This is a genomic window from [Clostridium] innocuum (assembly GCA_012317185.1).
In the GTDB taxonomy this organism is placed as follows: domain Bacteria; phylum Bacillota_I; class Bacilli_A; order Erysipelotrichales; family Erysipelotrichaceae; genus Clostridium_AQ; species Clostridium_AQ innocuum.
Genome location: CP048838.1, coordinates 1,222,305 through 1,242,391 on the forward strand (window position 1 = coordinate 1,222,305; position 20,087 = coordinate 1,242,391).

Here is a 20,087-nt window from a genome sequence, read left to right on the forward strand (position 1 = left end):
TGAATTTCCTTCACCTATACGATTTATGGTTTCGCATATACATACAGGTATGAAAGAATGTGTGTTCGTCCCTTCCTACCTCTTTCTGCAAATTACAAATCGATAAGATTCTCTTTTAACATGCTGACTTTTACTTCTCAGCCTGCGGACTTATGGTCTGCCGTATGCTATACTGTACTTAGCGGAAAACAATTGGAAGGAGGAGCTGTATGTCGGAAAAGAAAAAGGCGGAGGAAGGGTTTCTGTATAATGCGAATTACAACGCAGCACTGCTGGATGAGCGTGCCTGGTGTAAGGATCAGTGTCATTTGTGCAATCAGCTGCGTCCAAGCGATACGGAAAAGCGCTATCAGATTTATCACAGCTTATTCAAGCAGATGGGAAAGCATGTATCCATAGAACCACCATTCTGGTGTGATTATGGCTATAATATCAGCATCGGAAATGAATTTTTTATGAACCATAACGGTGTCATACTCGACGGAGCAGAGGTAACCTTTGGTGATTATGTCTATATCGCACCAAACTGCGGCTTTTATACGGCAGGGCATCCGTTGGATGTGGAACAGCGTAAGCAGGGGCTGGAGTATGCCTTTCCCATTCATGTGAAAAGCAATGTATGGATCGGAGCAGGCGTTCAGGTGCTGGCGGGCGTTACCATTGGGGAAGGCTCGGTGATTGGGGCAGGCAGTGTTGTGAACAGAGACATTCCTGATCATGTTCTTGCGGCAGGTGTTCCCTGCAGGGTGATTCGCCGCATTACAGACGAGGATCGAAAGAAGTACCGTATTCAAATGGAGGAGGAAAGTTGATGGGAAGCAGGTGAAACCTGTAAACGGCGCCCCTGTATAGGCAGTAAAGGTCTTTTTGGATACGCCGTAAGCGATCGCCTAGTCGTCTGTGAGGCTGTATTTGCAGTCTGATGGCGATAGGGAATACGGAAGAAAACGGATATGCATATGACTGATAAGCTATGCGAAAGCTGTCCGTGAAAAAGAAATGTCGAGGAGAGTCTTCCTTTTTAAAGAAGTTATTTGCATGTCCTCACTTGCGGCGGTATGGCTATGATATAATAAGGATAAGCAGGAGGTATGAAACCATGTTTTATGAACAAGTAGAAGAATCAGTGCAATATATTCGTAAGCACGTGAAAACAGAGCCACTTATTGGCATCATTTTAGGAAGCGGACTGGGCTCGCTGGTGGAGATGATGGAGGATAAAGAGGTGCTCTCCTATCAGGATATTCCACATTTTCCGCAATCCAGAGTGGCAGGTCATGCGGGAAATCTGGTCTTTGGCAGAATTGGAAATCAGCGTCTGATCGTTATGCAGGGGAGGTTTCATTATTATGAAGGCTTTTCAATGAAGGAGGTCACCTATCCGATTTATGTGATGAAGCTGCTCGGTGTTCGGGATTTGATCGTGACCAATGCCTGTGGCGGTATCAATCCGGATTTTACACCGGGGGATTTGATGATCATTGATGATTTTATCAATTCGCTGGATGTAAATCCTTTGATTGGAGATAATGATGAGCGCTTTGGACCACGTTTTCCGGATATGTCAGAGCCTTATTCCATCCAGCTGCGTGAAAAGGCAGAACAGGTGGCGGATCAGTTGGCAATTCCTTACCGCCATGGTGTATACACCCTTTTTCAGGGACCGTATTATGAAACAGCAGCGGAAATCCGTATGTATGCCAGAGCAGGCAGTGATGCCATTGGAATGTCCACTGTGCCGGAGACTATAGCGGCAAATTATCTCGGTATCCGTGTGTTGGGAATTGCATGTATCACCAACATGGCAACCGGTATTGCGAAGGAAAAGCATTCACATGAAGAGGTTGTGAAAATGGCAAATAAGAGCAGTGCCCGGCTTTGTACATGGATGGAAGCACTGTTAAAGGAGTGGTAAGAAGGAGGGGGATGCTTCATGGAACAGAATTCGCTGTTTCAAAATGATGTACAGAAGGATCCTCTTGCCGCCCGACTGCGTCCGGCATCGCTGCAGGATTACGTAGGGCAGAAGCATCTGCTTGGAAAAGGGAAGATACTGTATAACCTGATAGAAAAGGATATGGTTTCCTCCATGATCTTCTGGGGACCGCCGGGTGTTGGAAAAACGACGCTTGCCAGAATCATCGCCAGGCAGACACAGGCACATTTTATCAATTTCAGTGCCGTCACAAGCGGAATCCGTGAAATTAAGGCCGTGATGAAGGAAGCGGAGGACGCGCGTCTGTATGGCAGAAAGACGATTGTATTTGTTGATGAAATACATCGTTTCAATAAAGCCCAGCAGGATGCCTTTTTGCCGTATGTGGAAAAGGGCAGTATTATTTTGATTGGCGCAACAACGGAAAATCCGTCGTTTGAAGTCAATGCCGCGCTTCTTTCCCGCTGCAAGGTGTTTGTGCTGAAGGCACTGGAGGTTTCGGATCTGGTGGAGCTGCTAAAGCATGCTCTGCAGGATGAACGCGGCTTTGGCTCACAGCATGTTCTCATCACAGAGGAGCAGCTGCGTATGCTTGCCATGTTTGCCAACGGAGATGCCAGAACAGCACTGAATACGCTGGAGATGGTCGTTTTAAACGGAGAAAGCTCAGAAGCGGGAACCGTCATCACAAAAGAGGTGCTGGAGCAATGTACCTCCCAGAAGTCGCTGCTGTATGACAGACAGGGAGAGGAGCACTACAATCTGATCAGTGCCCTGCATAAATCCATGCGCAACTCTGACGTGGATGCAGCTATTTACTGGCTTGCGAGAATGCTGGAGGCGGGGGAGGACCCGTTGTACGTGGCAAGGCGTCTGGTTCGTTTTGCGAGTGAGGATATCGGGATGGCGGACAGCCGTGCCTTGGAAATCTGCGTTGCGGCTTATCAGGCATGCCATTTTCTCGGTATGCCGGAGTGTAATGTACATTTGACACATGCGGTTACCTATCTTTCTCTTTCTCCGAAATCCAATGCCCTGTATATGGCATACGGCGCAGCGAAGGAGGATGCTGTGCATATGCTGAGTGAACCGGTTCCCCTGCAAATACGAAATGCACCGACATCCCTCATGAAGGACCTGCATTATGGAGAAGGCTATCAGTATGCTCATGATACGCAGGAAAAGCTGACAAACATGGAATGTATGCCGGAATCCCTGAAGGGAAGGGAATACTATCACCCAACGATACAGGGAAGTGAAGCAAGGGTAAGCAAGCGATTGCAGGATATCAAGGAATGGAAACGGAAGCATCAAAATAAATAGAGAGCCGGTGTTTTAAGAAGACTTTCCTGCGAGTGATGAAACGCTGGGATATTGGCAGAACACGGATAGGCGCAGATTTCAGGATGCAGGCATTTGGCAGCACTTGTGCATGATCAATGCCTCTTTCCGTAAGGAAGGAAGGCCGCATAAGAAAGCCATGAAAGCATCCGGGCGGCTGTACGCAGACAGTCTGTATGATACAGATGCTCATGGAGCTGCGTTTGCGTATTTCCTGAATTAGGCAGCTAGAAAAAAAGGTAATCCAGCCTTGATACAACAGGTTCGGATTGCCTTTTATATGTTTTCATCAGCGGTAAAGGTGCCATGCATACCGCCGTTTTCTGTTTCTTATTTTACAGTTTTTATGACATACTTATCGAACAGCTCACGATTTCGCTCATCGGCACCGTCCATATTGCTGGAGGCGAACACCGGAGCCTCCATGCCATGCTCCTTCAGCAGCTCGACAAATCTTCCCATCACACACTGTGCAAGGAAGCATCCGGTCAGGGTACTGACAGGTCCCATACTGGTTGCATCATCGATTGGTGTTGTCGCATCCCCATACGGAGCATGATTGTCCAGAATCACATCCGCTAGCTCAAACAGACGCAGTCCGCTTTCATGACGGGAAGCGATGGTTTTGCTATGCGATAAGGAGGTGATCACGATAATACGGGCACCCTTTTCCCTTGCTCTCATCGTGTATTCAATCACCAGTGGATTTCTTCCGGAATTACTGGTGACAAGCAGAACATCTCCCGCTTCTATCGTGTAAATTGCATCCAGTACATCCGCATAGGAAGCTGTACGCTCCAGTGTGGTACTCTTTGTCGGGTGGGTTGCCAGCGTCATTTCGATTTCATTGATCGGATAAACCTTTGCATACCCTCCGGCTCTGGCATAGATATCCTGCCCGATCATATGCGAGTGCCCGCTGCCGAAGGTGTAAATGGTATGATGTTCCTTCTCCGCTTCAAACAATAGACGTGCTGCCCGTTCCAGCGGCTCCCGCTCCTGTTTCATTACCGCGAATCGCTGTTCCACTTCTTTGAAATACGTATCAATAAATGCCATAATCAATCCTCACTTTCTTCTGATTTCAGTATACCATGATTATATGTAAAATCTATAATTGGATATAAAGTTATAACATTTTATACAAAATACGTAATTTAACCATTGTTTTCTCACAAAACACTTTTAATTATTCTATTCTGCTAAAATAGGAAAATATTTCCATTATAATAATTACAAAAACTGGAGTGGACGGAATGAAAAAAGTAACGGAAATCAATTTAAGAGTGGGAGATGCTATACGGAAAGGGCTTCAACGAAAGGGAATGACGCAAAAGGAGCTTGCTGCACTGGTTGGTTCCACGCAGCGCTCGATTTCTTCATATATCAATGGGAATGCACAGCCCCCGCTTGATATTCTGTCTTTGATTTGCCGCATACTGGAAATCAATATGAATCAGATTCTGCAAATACCGGATTTCAATTTTCCCGGACGTATGCTGCATGATCCGATGGAGCTGGAATTCATGAAGATTTTTGATCAGGTGCCGGAGGAACGGCGGATGACCTTTACAAAGCTGATGAAAAGTATACTCAGCTTTCATCTGGAATAGGAAGTAAAATTGCAACTGTTACATAACATGGAAAATAAGACGATTCTTTTGGTAAATGACAAATACAGAAAGATGGAAAATTTTTATTTTTATGATAAAATGCCGTATTTATCGGTGTTTTTTTATATTTTGCGCAGAATTCGTATGGAAGAAAACTTTTTCATTTTATATACTATAGAAGTAAAAGGGAGAGAGAGGAGGAATATGGAAGAAAAACATACCTGTGTACTGAATCATGATGAGTATGAGCTGCTGAACTTTTATCGACAGCTCAGTGAAGAGCGCAAGCAGAAATTTTTTGATCTTGTGCAGACACTGGATATGCTGTTGAACCAGCAGGAGGATACGACTGCGGTCGCAGAGTAAATCACAGGTGTTGAAGTCATGGTTCTGAGAGCGCAATCCTTTTCATAAGAGAATGAGAAGGATGTGTGTTTGTTATACCGTGCACTGCTATCCTTACGGCGCAGGATACAGCACGGTGCATCAGCTGTAAAACAAATCCTGCAGGATCCATCCTGGTGTTGCAGCGGCTGAGCATGCATACTGTTTTGAAACCGGATGAGGACCGCAGGGTCCTTTTCTGTTTCTAGGCACCGACTGGCTTTCAGGGCACTGGATGAAAAAGCTGTCCGCCATAACTGACCGTGGTGTGGGGATCATTCCATTTCTGATGCTGAAGCGTTCCACGCAGGGTCCTATGTGATTTGTCGATGTTGATACAGCTGTTTCTTACATAATTATTTCATGAAAATATTTCAGAAAATGATTGACTTTTTCATCCCTGGATTGTACTATAGTAATATATGAAATGCGCTGACGGGAAATAGTATGGATATGGACATGACAGAGAGTCTTCGGCTGGTGGAAGAAGATATGCGAAGTATGCGGAACACATCCCCGAGCAGCAGAGGTGAAATTCAGTAGCTTCTGCCGGAATCCTGCATCCGTTACCGTGCTAGAGTATGCTGGTACTCGAAGAGATTGATATCGTGAGGTATCAATAAAATAAGGTGGAATCACGTAAGGTAACTTTCGTCCTTTGGATGGAAGCTTTTTTTGTATAAGCGTATAAGGGAGGATATGAAGCTATGAAAAGATTTGCTATACCGGAAGGAACTCGGGATCTGATTCTGGGGGAATGTACTGCGAAGAAACGATTGCAGGGTGCAATCGAACAGGTGTTTGACAGCTATGGCTATAAGGAAATCGTAACACCGAGCATTGAATTTTATCAGACCTATCAGACCGGCTTTGAACAGGTTCAGGAGGAAGCGATGTACAAGTTTTTTGACCATAACGGAAGCATCCTGACACTGCGCATGGATATGACGGTACCGATCGCCCGTGTTGCGGCAACCAAGTTCAAGGATCAAAAGCCGCCGCTTCGTTTTCGCTACTGTGCCAACGTATACAAGGTCAAGGAGTCCTTTGCCGGAAAGCGCAATGAGGTGACAGATTGCGGGATTGAGCTGCTGGGGCTGAACGAAAAGCAGAGTGATCTGGAAATTCTGGTGTGTGCACTGGAGGTTATGGAGTGTATGCAGCAGCAGGCGTATACGCTGGAAATCGGCAATGTGAATTTCTTTCACACAGCAGTAAAGCTTCTGGGGCTTTCTGCGGAAGAAACAGAGCTTCTGGCGGATTTGATCGATCGCAAGAGTCTGAGCGAACTGAAGGAATATCTGCATACCCTGCCACTGAAGGATGAGGACAGAGAATTCTTCCTGCAGCTGCCGTGGCTGTGTGGAGATGCAGGGATGCTCAAGGAGGCATTGAACTGCTGCTTCGATGACAGACTGCGCAGTATTGTGGAAAGTCTTCAGGAATTGTATGCACAACTAAAGGCGCTCGGCTATGAAAACCGCATTACCTTTGATTTGGGAAAGCTGCCGCATCTGAACTATTACAGTGGCATTCTTTTTGAAGGCTTTGTACCGGGAATCGGAACCAGTGTGCTGAGTGGCGGACGCTATGATTCTCTGTTGGAGAAATTCGGAGAGCCGTTGCCGGCAATCGGCTTCTCTGTAAAGCTGGATGCCGTGCTGCCGGTTCTGGATTTAAAGCAGAAGGAGGCAACCCTCACGCTGTGCTATCCGTATGCGCGAAAGGTGGAGGCACTGCGCAAGGCAAAGGAATTAAGAAAAACTGCACGGGTGGAGCTGCTGTGCGGGGAATATGATGATATTATCGTGAAAGGGGAGAAGGACGCATGAGTATATCCATAGCATTAACGAAGGGGCGTCTGGAAAAGGCCACCGTGAAGCTGCTGGAGGAGCGCGGGTATGGCATTGAATCATTAAAGGATAAGGGAAGGGCGCTGGTGTTTCAGGATTCCAAAAAGGATATTCGCTACTTCCTTGTGAAATCCAATGACTGCATCACCTATGTACAGCACGGCGTTGCGGATATTGGTGTTGTGGGAAAGGATACGCTTTTGGAGGGTGGCAAGGATTATTATGAAATGCTGGATTTAGGCATTGGAAAATGTAAATTCATCGTTGCCGGTCTGCGGGAACACAATCTGTTTGATAAGGTGGGACATGTGAAAATAGGAACGAAATATCCCAATATCGCAAAGCAGTATTTCCTGGAAAAGGGCATGGATGTGGAGTGTATCAAAATAGACGGCTCTGTGGAGCTGGCGCCGATTCTGGGCTTGTGCGATGGAATCGTGGATATCATGGAAACGGGGACGACGCTGAAGGAAAACGGTCTGGTTGTCTTTGACACCGTCTGCGATATCAGCGCAAGAGTGATTGTGAACAAAGCGAGCTTTAAGCTGAAAAGAGCGGAGATCCTAGCAATCTTAGAGGATATGAAGAAAGGACTGGAAGCATGCTGAAACGAATGCGAGCATCGGATACAGGGAAACTGCAGACGTATCTGGAAAGCAGAACAGAGGAGATTGACAGTGATATCATTGTCAGGGTCAGTGCCATCCTGCAGGATGTGAAAACACGCAGGGATGATGCTGTCAGGGAATATACACAGCAGTTTGACGGAATTTTATTGGACAGTATGTGTGTGGAGCCTTCCGATATAGAAGCGGCGGCTGCCAAGGCGGATCCCTTCTTTGTGGAAAGTATGAAGAAGGCGAAAGCAAATATCGAGTATTATCACAATGCACAGAAGCAAAACGGTTATCTTTTGCAGAAGGAGCTCGGCATCTATCTGGGACAGCGTGTACTTCCACTGGACAGCGTAGGTATTTATGTGCCGGGAGGCAGAGCACAGTATCCAAGCAGTGTGCTGATGAATGCAATTCCTGCCCGTATCGCAGGTGTAAAGCGTATTGTCATGATTACGCCTCCGGCGAAGGATGGCAGTCTGCATCCCAATATTGCGGCGGCAGCACAGATTGCCGGTGTGGATGAAATTTATAAGGTTGGCGGTGCTCAGGGGATTGCGGCGTTAGCCTATGGCACCCAAAGCATTGCGCCTGTGGATAAAATTGTCGGACCGGGAAATGTATACGTTGCGGCAGCGAAGAAGCTTGTCTTCGGGAAAGTGGATATTGACATGATTGCCGGACCGAGTGAAATTCTGGTGATTGCGGATGCGGATGCTCCTGCGAAAAGCGTTGCGGCGGATCTGCTGTCACAGGCAGAGCATGATCCGATGGCGAGTGCCATTCTGGTGACAACCAGTGAACAGCTTGTGGATGCTGTGGAGCTGGAGCTGCGCAAGCAGAGTGCTCTTCTGCCGAAACAGGAAATTGTGGAACAGTCGCTGCAGGCCTATGGAACAGCCATTTTATGTGAGAGCATGGAGGAATGTCTGGATGTATCCAATGCGGTTGCGCCGGAGCATCTGGAGCTGATGGTGAAGCAGCCGATGGACTATCTGGGAAAGGTACGCCATGCGGGCAGTGTGTTCCTTGGCTATCACACCTGTGAAAGTGTCGGAGATTATTTCGGCGGCTGCAATCACGTACTGCCGACAAGCGGGACAGCGCGTTTCTCCAGTGCACTTGGAGTGGACAGCTTTATCAAAAAAAGCAGCTATCTGCACTATAGCGAAGAGGCTTTACAGACCTATGGCGACCATATTATAGAAATGGCGGAGCAGGAAGAGCTGCAGGCTCATGCCAATGCTGTGAAAGTGAGGCTGAAATCATGAAAAATATCGAAAGCTATGCGGCGCGGACAAACGGTACCGTCATGCTGAATGCAAACGAGTGCTATAAAAATATCAGTGGGGAAATCGTAAAGGAGCTGCAGGAGGCAATCGCGGAGCTGGAGTTTAACCGCTATCCGGATGAATCCAGCAGGGAGCTGATACAGGCATATGCGAATGTGAAAAAATTAGATGCCGGGTATCTGATCGCCGGGAATGGCAGCGATGAAATGCTGGGGCTCATGATTGGCTATTTCCTGGGAAAAGGTAAGAAATTACTGACCCTGTCTCCGGACTTCTCCATGTATGATTATTATGCATCCATGCATGAGAGTGAGGTTGTGAAATTTCCATGTGAGCAGGATGGTTCCTTCAGCATTGCGGATTTTATAGAATTTGGGCGGGAGCATCATGTGGATATGGTGCTGTTCTCCAATCCGAATAATCCAACCGGGCATTTTGTAAGCAATGCCCAGCTGTGTAAAATCGCGGAGGCCTTTCCTCGTATTCCGGTGATTATAGATGAGGCATATGGGGAGTTCGCAAAGGAAAGCATGCTGGCATATCTGGATACCTACCATAACCTGTATGTGACCAGAACCCTATCTAAGGCGTATGGGTTTGCCGGTGCGCGACTGGGCTTTCTAATCAGCTGTCCATCCAATATTGCGAAATTGAAACCGGTGCTGGTACCTTATAATATCAGCTCTTTAACACAAAGGGCCGGTGTGATCGTATTGCGTCATGCGGCGGAATATGAGCTGCTGGTGGAGGAAATACAGCTGGAGCGGGATATGCTGTATCACAAGCTGAAGCAGTTAAAAAACGTTACCTTCTATCCGAGTCAGGCGAATTATCTGTATGGAAGAAGCAGCTATAAGCAGGAGCTGTTGAAGGCGATGGAAAAGGAAGGCATTGTTATTCGCAACTACGAAGGAAAGGACAGCTTCCGCATTACGGTTGGTTCCCCTGCGGAAAATGCCATTGTATTATCCGTATTACAGGAATTTGACAGAAAGGCGGTTGCGGTATGAAACAAGAAACGAAGGAAACAGGCTTTGCGCCAAGAATGGCAGGCCTGAGCCGGGATACCAAAGAAACAAGCATCAGCTGCACGATGCATCTGGATGGTACGGGAGTCAGTGAGATTCACACAGGCATCGGCTTCTTCGATCACATGCTGACGCTGTTTTCCTTCCATTCCGGTATCGACCTTACGCTGCATGCAAACGGCGATTTACAGGTGTGTGATCATCACACGGTAGAGGATTGCGGTATCGCGATGGGAGCCTGCCTGAAGGAAGCCCTGCAGGATAAAAGAGGAATCGAACGCTATGGCATTATGCTGCTGCCGATGGATGAAACACTGGCACAGGTTGTACTGGATATCAGCGGACGCAGCTTTCTGGTGTATAACTGTGAGCTGAAGCGGGATACGATCGGTACGTTTTCCTGTGAAATGGTGGAGGAGTTTCTTCGTGCCTTTGCCTTTCAGGCAGGCATCACACTGCATGTGAATGTAGTGTATGGAACCAATGATCATCACAAGGTGGAGGCGATTTTCAAAGCGCTGGGCCGTGCCTTAAAAACGGCAATCCGTGTGAGTGGCGATACGCTGCCGAGTACAAAGGGGAAGCTGTAATATGATTGCGATACTTGATTATGGAATGGGAAATCTGCACAGTGTGGAAAATGCCTTACAGCATATCGGCTGTACCTGCTGTGTGACGGATAAAAAGGAAGACCTACAGCGTGCGGATCAGCTGATTCTGCCGGGTGTGGGAGCGTTTGCGGACTGTATGAAGCATCTGCAGGAGCGTGATTTGATTACGGCTTTAAAGGAAGAGGTTCAGGGAAAGAAAAAACCGCTGCTTGGTATCTGTCTGGGCATGCAGGCGCTGTTTGAAGACAGCGAGGAAAACGGCTATACCAAGGGACTCGGCTTTTTGAAGGGCAACATCGTGAAAATGAGTGATGCTGCGGAAAGCAGGGTACGCATTCCGCATATCGGCTGGAATCTGCTGGAACAGTGTCAGAAATCCAGTGTATTTGAGCGGCTGAGCGAGCGTCCGTTCGTCTATTATGTACATTCCTATTATGCACAGAATTATGCACAGGAGGATCTGCTGGCAGACAGCGGCTATGGCGGTATGCGGATTCCCGGGCTTGTACGCAGAGACAATGTGGCTGGTGCCCAGTTTCATCCTGAAAAAAGCGGAGAAGACGGACTGCAGATTCTGCGGTGGTTTAAGGAGGAGTTTGTATGATCATTTTACCTGCAATTGATATACTGGATCAGCAGCCAGTGCGGCTGTATCAGGGAGATTATGAACAAAAGGAATGTGTTGGTGACAGTATCGGGGATATCGCCAAAGCATTTGAACAGCAGGGGGCCCGGTATGTGCATATGGTTGATCTCAACGGGGCGAAGGAAGGAAAGAAAATCAACCAGGACATCATCGTGAAAACTGCACAGAGCCTGCAGATTCCGGTTGAGGTTGGCGGCGGCATCCGCAGTATGGAGGACGTTCGATTTTATCTGGAGCATGGCATTGCGCGTGTTATTCTGGGAACGGCAGCCATAGAGAATCCGGAGTTTTTGCGGGAAGCACTCGCACAATATAAAGAGAAAATCGCCGTCGGCATCGATTGCAAGAACGGCATGGTTTGCGGTCATGGCTGGCTGCAGGAAAGTGAGCTGCAGTATATCGACTTTGCAATTCAGATGGAGGCCATGGGGGTAAAGACGATTATTGTGACCGATATCTCCAGGGACGGCACCATGACAGGACCGAATACAGGGATGCTGGCGGAGTTAAAGAAAACGGTTTCGATCGATATTATAGCTTCTGGGGGTATTCGTGACATCACGCATATCGAGGCATTGAAACAGCTGGATATTTACGGTGCAATCACAGGAAAGGCGATGTATGCCGAAACATTGTCCCTGTCCCAGGCCATCGCACTGTGCGGGGAAGCCTGATGCACACGAAGCGAATCATCCCGTGTCTGGATGTAAAGGACGGCAAGGTCGTCAAGGGAATCAATTTTGTCGGATTGAAGGAGGTCGGTGATCCGGTCGATCTGGCAAGAGCCTATTATGAGCAGGGGGCGGACGAGCTGGTATTTCTGGATATCACAGCGACGCATGAACAGCGGGATACCATGGTTCAGGTTGTCGAGCGCGTAGCCAGAGAAATCTTCATTCCGTTTACCGTAGGTGGCGGCATCCGCAGTGTGGAGGATATACGAAACATGCTGCTGGCAGGAGCTGACAAGGTTTCGCTGAACTCTGCAGCTGTCCGCAATAAGGAGCTGATCCGTGAGGGAGCATCGATGTTTGGCAATCAGTGCATTGTGCTTGCCGTGGATGGAAAGCGCCGCGAGGATGGCAGCGGCTGGAATGTATATGTTGCCGGCGGCCGTGAGGATACCGGTCTGGACCTGCAGGAATGGGTACAGGAGGGCGTTCGTCTGGGGGCAGGGGAAATTCTGCTGACCAGTATGGATGCGGATGGAACCAAGCAGGGCTTTGATATCGAGCTGTGCAAGGCGGTGCATGAGCTGGTGGATGTTCCAGTGATCGCCTCGGGCGGCTGTGGGACGCTGGAGCATTTCGCACAGGTGTTCGAAGAGGATGCCAGTGATGCGGCTCTGGCGGCAAGTATGTTCCACTACAAGGAGGTAACGATACCCGAGGTGAAGGAATATTTAAAAGAGAAAGGAATTGCGGTGCGTCTATGATACGGGTGAATTTTGATAAAGGAAACGGACTTGTTCCGGTCATTGTCCAGGATGTGCAGACCGGAGCTGTCCTCATGCTGGCGTATATGAATGAAGAAAGTCTGCGCATGACGATGGATACCGGGCGTGCAACCTATTACAGCCGCAGCCGTCAGGAATTATGGATCAAAGGAGAAACAAGCGGTCATTACCAGTATGTGAAGGATATCCGCATCGATTGTGATGAGGATACGATTCTTCTTCTGGTGGAGCAGGTGGGAGCAGCCTGCCATACCGGACATACCAGCTGTTTTTACCGGAATATGGAGGGAGAAGAGATATGAAGGAACTGGATGCATTATATGAAACCATAAAGGATCGCAAGGAAAACAAAGAGGAAGGAAGCTATACCACCTATTTGTTTGAAAAGGGTCTGGAGAAAATTCTGAAAAAGGTAGGAGAGGAATGTACAGAGGTCGTGATTGCCTCTTTGACACAGACAAAGGAGGATCAGATCAATGAAATAGGAGATCTGCTGTATCATCTTACTGTACTGATGGTGGAGAAGGGAATTTCCATGGACGATGTCAATGCGGAGCTAAAGCGCCGTGCACAGAAAACGCATAACCTGAAGGCGGAGCGAAAGCCGATCGAACATTTGTAAGCCGAGCAGTCGGCTTTTCTTTTCCTTTGGTTCTTATTCACAGAAAGCTGTTATATATGGTATGGTGCAGGGACAATATATGTCTCATAGCGGATGTGAAAGAACGGATGCCAAAAATGATGAACGGTATTAAGGAAGTTCTTCTGGTATACTATGTACGAGGTGATTCATATGAGGACTAATCAGGAGATTATACAATCTGTACTGCGCTATATCGAGGAGCATTTGAATGAACCGCTGACGCTGGATACGGTTGCTGCTTATACGGGCTATTCCCCCTACCATCTGCATAAAATGTTTACGGCAATATGCGGGCTGCCGCTGCATGCCTATGTGCGGCGCAGACAGGTATCCAAAGGGGCATTGCTTCTTGTACAAAGCGATTTACGTATTGCGGAAATCGCCTCCGCCTGCGGTTATCTCTCCCAGCGGGCATTTCATAAGGCTTTTTTGCAGCTGTATCGCACAACACCGGACGCCTTTCGGAAAAAGAAGAATGCCTATGTGCTGCAGGAGCCGTTGCAGCTTCATCAGCAGCCGGATATCAACCATATGCATATGGATATGGAAGTACAGCACTGGACAGAGATACAGCTGGAGGGCTATGGTGCAGATACCAGACACGGCTTTCATGTGATTGGTAAATGTCATCGCAAATGCAACCGGTATCTGAAAGCAAATCCGCAAAAGGATTCGGTAGTGTATGGTATCCATGATTATACAGATGCCGATATGGATGCCGGTCAGCCCTGCTTTCAATATTTTGCAGGTATAGCAGTTGAGCGGGTGCACAGACAGAAGCTGACGCATAGAATCCTGCCGACAGGAGCCTATCTTGTGTTTTCCTTTTGCGCAGATCCAAAGACCTCTATGGAGCCGTTTGCACAGGATATTTATCAGAACTGGCTGCCCAAAAGTGCATACCGGCTTCGAGCGGACTGCTGTATGGATATTGTGAAATATAAAGAGGAAAATGCACAGGGGATAGCCGGAATTGAATATTGTATTCCGATAATGAAATAAATAAAGAGAAATGAAAACGCTGTCTAGACACTGCTGTCACAGAGCGTTTTTTTTATACCTTCAGCTGTAAATAAGCGGGATAACATCGTGTTATGTAGATATAAATATTTATAATTTCATTTTTTGGAAAAGGTATCGTATACTGACATAGCTGCCTTGCATGTCATGCTGTAAGGCGCATATTCAGAAATTGAGAAAAGGAGAATCGTATGATTTTTATAAAAGAAAAGGGGAAGGGACTGCTGGTATGCTTTGGTATAGCGGTGGTTGCTCTTCTGCTGGGACAATGGATTCCCATTATCGGAGGGCCGGTATTTGCCATCCTCATCGGGATGCTGCTGGCTTTTCGCATAAAGGAAGTGAAAAGTCTACAGGCCGGCATCACCTTCACATCAAAGAAAATTTTACAGTATGCAGTCATTTTACTGGGGTTTGGCTTAAATCTGTCCGTTATTGCTAAAACAGGACAGCAGTCGCTCCCAATCATTCTGGCAACCATCACGACATCCCTCGTCATTGCTTACGGTTTGAAGCGTCGACTTCATATGCCGGCAAATATCTCCACTTTGGTGGGAGTCGGCTCATCCATCTGCGGAGGCTCCGCGATTGCAGCGACTGCCCCGGTCATTGCGGCGGATGACGAAGAGGTGGCACAGGCCATTTCTGTGATATTTCTATTTAATATTCTGGCAGCCGTTCTGTTTCCATGGCTGGGAACACTGCTGCATTTTCATGGCAGTGAGGGCTTCGGCGTGTTTGCGGGCACCGCTGTGAACGACACCTCCTCCGTAACAGCAACCGCAGCAACCTGGGACAGCATGTTTCATTTAGGCTCTGCCACACTGGATAAGGCGGTTACTGTCAAGCTGACGCGTACCCTTGCCATTATACCGATTACGCTGTTTCTGGGTGTTCAAAGAATGCGAAAAGAGGAGCAGGAGGAGAAAAGGGAGGGGAAAAAGCTTGCATGGAAACAGATCTTTCCGGTATTTATTCTTTACTTCCTTATGGCCTCCGTCATAACGACCGTCTCTACGAATGTATTGCATATATCCCCGGATATCTTCCTGCCCTTAAAGGAGCTGAGCAAGTTCTTTATCATTATGGCGATGGGGGCAGTCGGTCTGCATACCGATATTGTAAAGCTGGTAAAAAACGGTGGTAGGCCTATCTTTATGGGGTTCTGCTGCTGGGTCGGTATCACGCTGATATCCCTGCTCATGCAGAGGCTGCTGGGCATCTGGTGAGGAATTACAATAGCGTAAACAGCTTTTCTCATGTGCCTTTACGGACAGGCTTGTACATTTGAAAAGGCATGAAATTCATGTTCTTGCGGATAATTATGGAAAAATATGATATGATAAGAACAGCTATATGAGGAGGCCGTTGTATGAATTTGAAAATTGAAAACTGGAAGCTTTTGATTCTTTCCATTTTTTATATGATATTTTCCATTTTATCCTATACGATTGAAAAGGAGAAATTCTTGAATTTCTTCCAGATTGCAGGGATTGTGATCATTTTGGTAGGCTTGTTTCAGATTCTTGTATATTTCTTTAAAAAAGAATATATGAAGCCGAATGAATTCAGCTTTTCCTTTGGGGTATTATACTGCATAGCAGGACTGATCGTTGCCACTAAGCCATATCTGATTGTAGATAATTATCCTATCGTTATTTCCGCTCTGGTGGTTTTGGATGCGACACTGCGTCTGCAGTATTCCATGAATCTGTTTCGCCTGGAGGATGCACAATGGAAGATTCATCTGGCTCTTGCCGTAGTCCCGCTGCTTATGGGAATGGTGCTGATACTGGTATCCTTCGAGGAAAAGACACTGCATAATCTATTCAGCTTTCTGCTGATTCTGGATGCCATTGCGAATTTCTATACAATTTTGTATTATCGCGGTGTTGCCAGACGCTATGGCCGTCACAGTGAACAGATTCTGGATATTTCCAATCAGGAAGCCACTGCACATGAAGTGATCGACGGAAAAGATAATATGGTATGATAAAAAGCGGTGGAAGCATCGCTTTTTTCAATTCGGACAAAGGAAAGCAGAGATTGACGAAAGAGGGCTGCTTCCGCTGTATGATTGCCGAAGCGTATTAGGGTACGGAGGTACCTGCGGATATGCATGTCCTGACGATACCGGAGGTTACCTGTGTAAAGTTCATGGTGCACTGCAGGCCGTAAATACAAAGCTTTTCTCAGCATGGCTGCAGGAAAATCAGGGATATGATATCGCGGCGAACATGTACATTGTGTGGTATACACCGGATGAGGATGAGGTTATGCTGATAATGGAAGTGAGGTATGGATTCCTGTGAAAAGGTTGACTGAGAAGGGATAGGAGACTGATTCTATCTGTATATCGTATGAAATAAAAGAAGCCTGCAGGGTACATCCTGCAGGTCGTTTTTATGGATGAAAGAAATGTAATGGGAGAAGTAAGGAGTACGAAAAAAATCAGCGCTTTACAGGCTCTCCCTGAATTACATAAAGGCAGCGTATTTTTCAATCGGTTATAAACGCAAATAATCCAGTCTAAGCAGGGCTTTTCCATTTGGCAGGGGGTATATCATGCGTTTCGACAGAGAATACTCAATAGACAGCATACTGTGCGTGAGCTCCACTTTCTGCAGCTGTTCATGGATGGTGTTTCATACGGCAAAGGAATGCAGATACAGGGAGTCGGATACAAAGCCTTCATCCGTATCCTGCATATGTGCTTCATATGTCTGTAGTTCGATATCGGTCCATGGATTGTTCATAGGTTATCTCCTCGTTTTGTATATTGTAACGTACATGGTGCGGAAATACAAAAAAAACAGAACGTGATGTTCTGTTAGTGAAACATATCCTTTTTCTTGAAGATAAGAGTTGCGATGATACAGCACACAGCTGCAATGACTGTCGGGAACCACCATTCCGGATAAGGCAATCCGCTGACATTCATGCCATAGAAACTGAAAATGATATTCGGGATTGCCATGACGATGGTAATTACCGTCAAAATTTTCATCACGATGTTCAGATTGTTGGAAATGACGGAAGCAAAGGCATCCATTGTTCCGGAAAGGATGTTGGAGTAAATGTTACACATCTCTATCGCCTGATGAATCTCAATCAGTACATCCTCCAGAATATCCTGATCCTCTTCATACAGCTTGATCAGCTTTCCGCGCATGATTTTGTTTAAGGTAACCTCATCGGTTTTCAGTGAGGTGCTGAAATAGACCAGAGACTTTTCCAGACCCAGCATCTGAATCAGCTCCTTGTTTTTCATAGACTGGTGTAGCCTCTGTTCGGTACGGGAGGAAATCCGATCGATTTGGCGCAGATAAATCAGGAAACGCTGAGATATACGAAGCAGCAGCAACAATAGAAAACGGGTTTTCATATCGGTATTCATACCCTTGATTCTACCGTTTGCCATATCCTCGATGCTTAGATTCTCATACAGGGAAATCGTAATCACATAGCCCTTCATGATAACAACACCCAGTGGCAGCGTGGTATACAGCAGGGTATTTTCATCCAGATTGTCATCTTCCTCTGCACTCGGGTAATCGACAATCACCAGGGTCTGGTTTTCATCATCGTCATAATCGATATGGGAGCTTTCCTCTTCATCCAGTGAAGATTTGATAAACTCCGGCAGCACGCCGATTTTATTTGTCAGGAAATCAATATCTTCCTGTGTAGGCGCAACAGCGCTGATCCAGCAGCCTGGTTCCGGCTGTTCCAGTTTTTTTGTGACAGTTCCATATGTCTTGTAAAATTCCAACATAAAAAAGACCTCCTTCTTACAGGAGGGATGTAGATACGCCTCCTGTATTTTGATTTATACAACTTCGATATGGACTTTCGGGCTCAGGAGACATACAAACACCTTCTTTCTCAACTTAGCTATTATAACATAAAAATAGAATTGTGGGAGTGTGTGCGGGAAGGAAAAATCAGAAATTTGGCAGAAATATGGTACAATAGGGATAAATGAGGAGATGAATGGGATATGAAGGTTCGATTTTATGATTCTGTACAGGATGTAAAGCTGAGGTTTGCCGTGATTGCTGTGTGGTGCAGGAGTGGATGGCTGTTTGTACGCCACAGGGAACGTGATACATGGGAGCTGCCCGGGGGACATCGGGAAGCGGGGGAAAGCATTGATGCCTGTGCCCAAAGAGAGCTGCTTGAGGAAACGGGAATCGCAGATGCCCGTATGAAGCGTATCTGTGTGTATTCGGTTGAAGGCAAAACACGGGTGAATGAAACAGGTGAGGAAAGCTTCGGCATGCTGTATCAGGCAGAGGCTTCCTCCTTCAAAGAGCTGCCGCAGAGTGAAATTGCGGAGGTAAGGTGCATGACTGCGCTCCCAGAGGCCTTGACATATCCGGCAATTCAGCCGCTCCTTTTTCATATGGCTATAAAAAGCTGTCTTCGATATGAGCTTTTTGACGGCTGTAATCCCGATGACTCGCGTGCAGTATTAAAGCAGCTTCCGGAATGGTTTGGTCTACCGGATGCTTTGGAGGAATATGTACAGAAAAGCAGGGAGATGAAAACCGTCGGCTGTTATTTCAAGAATTACATGGTTGGCTTTCTGTCACTAAAAAAGACCAGTCCAAAGGCGATGGAGGTTTATGTTATGGGTATTCTTCCGCAGCTGCATCGTATGGGAATCGGTACGAGACTGATGCGGATGGCAGAACAGGAGGTAGAAAAAGCGGCAATGCAGTATCTGCAGGTGAAAACATTATCTCCTAAGGTGCAGGATCCCGATTATTTGAAAACCTACGCCTTTTATGAAAGAATGGGGTTCTGTCCGCTGGAGGTGCTGCCATTGTGGGATGAATGGAATCCGTGTCAGCTCATGGTGAAGTACATTGCGATGAAGCAGCAGCCTGCTTTGTGTAAGCCTTGAACTGCTACAGTAATTTGATTGGTAGTTGTACAGACACGCATTAAGGTAGTATATAAAAAGAATAGCGTATCATCCCTTCGTATGCATATCTATGTAATAAAAAAAATAGACGAAACAAGAAATCGCCTATTTTTTGCAGCTTTGCGCAGGTACAAGCTTTTTTAATCCGTAATATGTTAATAATAAATCGATGCCTTCACTTCCTCTACCTTTTTCCTTCCCTCCAGCTTTTCAATGATGGCGAAGGCAAAATCAATCACAGCGGCTGCACTTCTTCCGGTGATGATTGTTCCATCAATTACCGCATACTGATCCACATACGTTCCGCCGAAATCCTCATTCATACTTGTAAAACAGGTGTATTTTCTACCCTTGAGATAACCCTGTTTTCCTAGAATGGTCGGTGCTGCGCAGATTGCACTCACCAGCTTTCCCTGATCCATAAAATCCTTTAAAATGGAAAGCACACGTTCATCGGCTTCCAGCTTCTGATAATGCGGACCGCCCGGCAGAAACAGCATATCATAGTCTGCCGTATTCACATCCTTAACATCTGCCAGATTGCTGATGGTAATATCAAAGCGTCCGGTTGCTGCTGTATGATCAATCGCATAGACATCAATCCTGATACCTGCTCTTCGAAGCAGTGCAATCGTACCGACAGCCTCCAGCTCTTCAAATCCATCCGTTACTATACACATAACATTCATAATGCAAGACCTCCTTAACGACACCATTATA

22 protein-coding genes and 1 other annotated feature are annotated in these 20,087 nt (G+C 46.7%); of the genes, 19 read left to right on the forward strand and 3 right to left on the reverse strand.

Annotated features, from left to right (window positions below):
- The first annotated feature begins 209 nt into the window (after positions 1–209).
- The 3 genes from G4D54_05965 (at position 210) to G4D54_05975 (ending at position 3,259) form a co-directional block, all read left to right on the forward strand.
- Entirely contained in the window at positions 210–812 is a 603-nt protein-coding gene (locus G4D54_05965; protein QJA02002.1) for a sugar O-acetyltransferase, read from the forward strand.
- A gap of 287 nt (positions 813–1,099) precedes the next feature.
- A complete protein-coding gene (locus tag G4D54_05970; protein QJA02003.1) occupies positions 1,100–1,915 on the forward strand; it encodes a purine-nucleoside phosphorylase in 816 nt (271 codons plus the stop codon).
- Between the two features lie 18 nt (positions 1,916–1,933).
- Complete coding sequence (locus tag G4D54_05975; GenBank protein QJA02004.1) at positions 1,934–3,259, forward strand: replication-associated recombination protein A; 1,326 nt, start codon at positions 1,934–1,936, stop codon at positions 3,257–3,259.
- Between the two features lie 348 nt (positions 3,260–3,607).
- On the opposite strand, the gene G4D54_05980 is transcribed toward G4D54_05975, so the two are convergent.
- Positions 3,608–4,336 (reverse strand): SIS domain-containing protein, encoded by a 729-nt coding sequence (locus tag G4D54_05980; GenBank protein ID QJA02005.1) that lies wholly within the window; start codon positions 4,334–4,336, stop codon positions 3,608–3,610.
- Positions 4,337–4,533: 197 nt separating this feature from the next.
- Between G4D54_05980 and G4D54_05985 the strand changes: the two genes are divergently transcribed.
- The 15 genes from G4D54_05985 (at position 4,534) to G4D54_06055 (ending at position 16,430) form a co-directional block, all read left to right on the forward strand.
- On the forward strand, positions 4,534–4,890 hold the full coding sequence (locus G4D54_05985; GenBank protein QJA02006.1) for a helix-turn-helix transcriptional regulator: 357 nt from the start codon (positions 4,534–4,536) through the stop codon (positions 4,888–4,890).
- 9 nt (positions 4,891–4,899) lie between these two features.
- Positions 4,900–5,256, forward strand: a complete 357-nt coding sequence (locus tag G4D54_05990; GenBank protein ID QJA02007.1) for a hypothetical protein — start codon at positions 4,900–4,902, stop codon at positions 5,254–5,256.
- A 441-nt stretch (positions 5,257–5,697) separates the two neighbouring features.
- Positions 5,698–5,936: a binding site (T-box leader), on the forward strand.
- 45 nt (positions 5,937–5,981) lie between these two features.
- Positions 5,982–7,106 (forward strand): ATP phosphoribosyltransferase regulatory subunit, encoded by a 1,125-nt coding sequence (hisZ, locus tag G4D54_05995; protein QJA02008.1) that lies wholly within the window; start codon positions 5,982–5,984, stop codon positions 7,104–7,106.
- A complete protein-coding gene (locus G4D54_06000; protein ID QJA02009.1) occupies positions 7,103–7,735 on the forward strand; it encodes an ATP phosphoribosyltransferase in 633 nt (210 codons plus the stop codon). Before hisZ ends, G4D54_06000 begins: the two co-directional genes overlap by 4 nt.
- Positions 7,729–9,012: a histidinol dehydrogenase gene (gene hisD, locus G4D54_06005; GenBank protein QJA02010.1), complete on the forward strand. Its 1,284-nt coding sequence runs from the start codon at positions 7,729–7,731 to the stop codon at positions 9,010–9,012. The genes G4D54_06000 and hisD overlap by 7 nt, the downstream gene beginning before the upstream one ends.
- A complete protein-coding gene (gene hisC, locus G4D54_06010) occupies positions 9,009–10,043 on the forward strand; it encodes a histidinol-phosphate transaminase (GenBank protein QJA02011.1) in 1,035 nt (344 codons plus the stop codon). The genes hisD and hisC overlap by 4 nt, the downstream gene beginning before the upstream one ends.
- Complete coding sequence (hisB, locus tag G4D54_06015; GenBank protein QJA02012.1) at positions 10,040–10,651, forward strand: imidazoleglycerol-phosphate dehydratase HisB; 612 nt, start codon at positions 10,040–10,042, stop codon at positions 10,649–10,651. The genes hisC and hisB overlap by 4 nt, the downstream gene beginning before the upstream one ends.
- 1 nt (position 10,652) lies before the next feature.
- Positions 10,653–11,276 (forward strand): imidazole glycerol phosphate synthase subunit HisH, encoded by a 624-nt coding sequence (hisH, locus tag G4D54_06020; protein QJA02013.1) that lies wholly within the window; start codon positions 10,653–10,655, stop codon positions 11,274–11,276.
- On the forward strand, positions 11,273–11,992 hold the full coding sequence (hisA, locus tag G4D54_06025) for a 1-(5-phosphoribosyl)-5-[(5-phosphoribosylamino)methylideneamino]imidazole-4-carboxamide isomerase (GenBank protein QJA02014.1): 720 nt from the start codon (positions 11,273–11,275) through the stop codon (positions 11,990–11,992). The genes hisH and hisA overlap by 4 nt, the downstream gene beginning before the upstream one ends.
- Positions 11,992–12,753, forward strand: coding sequence for an imidazole glycerol phosphate synthase subunit HisF (gene hisF, locus G4D54_06030; protein ID QJA02015.1), 762 nt, complete (start codon positions 11,992–11,994; stop codon positions 12,751–12,753). The genes hisA and hisF overlap by 1 nt, the downstream gene beginning before the upstream one ends.
- Positions 12,750–13,076 carry a phosphoribosyl-AMP cyclohydrolase gene (gene hisI, locus G4D54_06035; GenBank protein QJA02016.1) on the forward strand — a complete coding sequence of 109 codons (327 nt, stop codon included), beginning with the start codon at positions 12,750–12,752 and terminating at the stop codon, positions 13,074–13,076. The genes hisF and hisI overlap by 4 nt, the downstream gene beginning before the upstream one ends.
- Positions 13,073–13,396: a phosphoribosyl-ATP diphosphatase gene (gene hisE, locus G4D54_06040; GenBank protein QJA02017.1), complete on the forward strand. Its 324-nt coding sequence runs from the start codon at positions 13,073–13,075 to the stop codon at positions 13,394–13,396. Before hisI ends, hisE begins: the two co-directional genes overlap by 4 nt.
- Positions 13,397–13,567: 171 nt before the next feature.
- Positions 13,568–14,419, forward strand: coding sequence for an AraC family transcriptional regulator (locus G4D54_06045; GenBank protein ID QJA02018.1), 852 nt, complete (start codon positions 13,568–13,570; stop codon positions 14,417–14,419).
- A 209-nt stretch (positions 14,420–14,628) separates the two neighbouring features.
- Entirely contained in the window at positions 14,629–15,666 is a 1,038-nt protein-coding gene (locus G4D54_06050) for a YeiH family putative sulfate export transporter (GenBank protein ID QJA02019.1), read from the forward strand.
- A gap of 143 nt (positions 15,667–15,809) precedes the next feature.
- On the forward strand, positions 15,810–16,430 hold the full coding sequence (locus tag G4D54_06055; protein QJA02020.1) for a DUF308 domain-containing protein: 621 nt from the start codon (positions 15,810–15,812) through the stop codon (positions 16,428–16,430).
- Positions 16,431–17,267: 837 nt separating this feature from the next.
- Here G4D54_06055 and G4D54_06060 read toward each other — a convergent pair.
- The gene (locus tag G4D54_06060; protein QJA02021.1) at positions 17,268–18,212 is read right to left on the reverse strand and encodes a magnesium transporter CorA family protein; all 945 of its coding nucleotides are present in this window, start codon (positions 18,210–18,212) and stop codon (positions 17,268–17,270) included.
- A 225-nt stretch (positions 18,213–18,437) separates the two neighbouring features.
- Here G4D54_06060 and G4D54_06065 point away from each other — a divergent pair, with 225 nt between their 5' ends.
- The gene (locus G4D54_06065) at positions 18,438–19,346 is read left to right on the forward strand and encodes a GNAT family N-acetyltransferase (protein ID QJA02022.1); all 909 of its coding nucleotides are present in this window, start codon (positions 18,438–18,440) and stop codon (positions 19,344–19,346) included.
- Between the two features lie 176 nt (positions 19,347–19,522).
- On the opposite strand, the gene G4D54_06070 is transcribed toward G4D54_06065, so the two are convergent.
- Positions 19,523–20,056: a DJ-1/PfpI family protein gene (locus G4D54_06070; protein QJA02023.1), complete on the reverse strand. Its 534-nt coding sequence runs from the start codon at positions 20,054–20,056 to the stop codon at positions 19,523–19,525.
- Positions 20,057–20,087 lie beyond the last annotated feature (31 nt).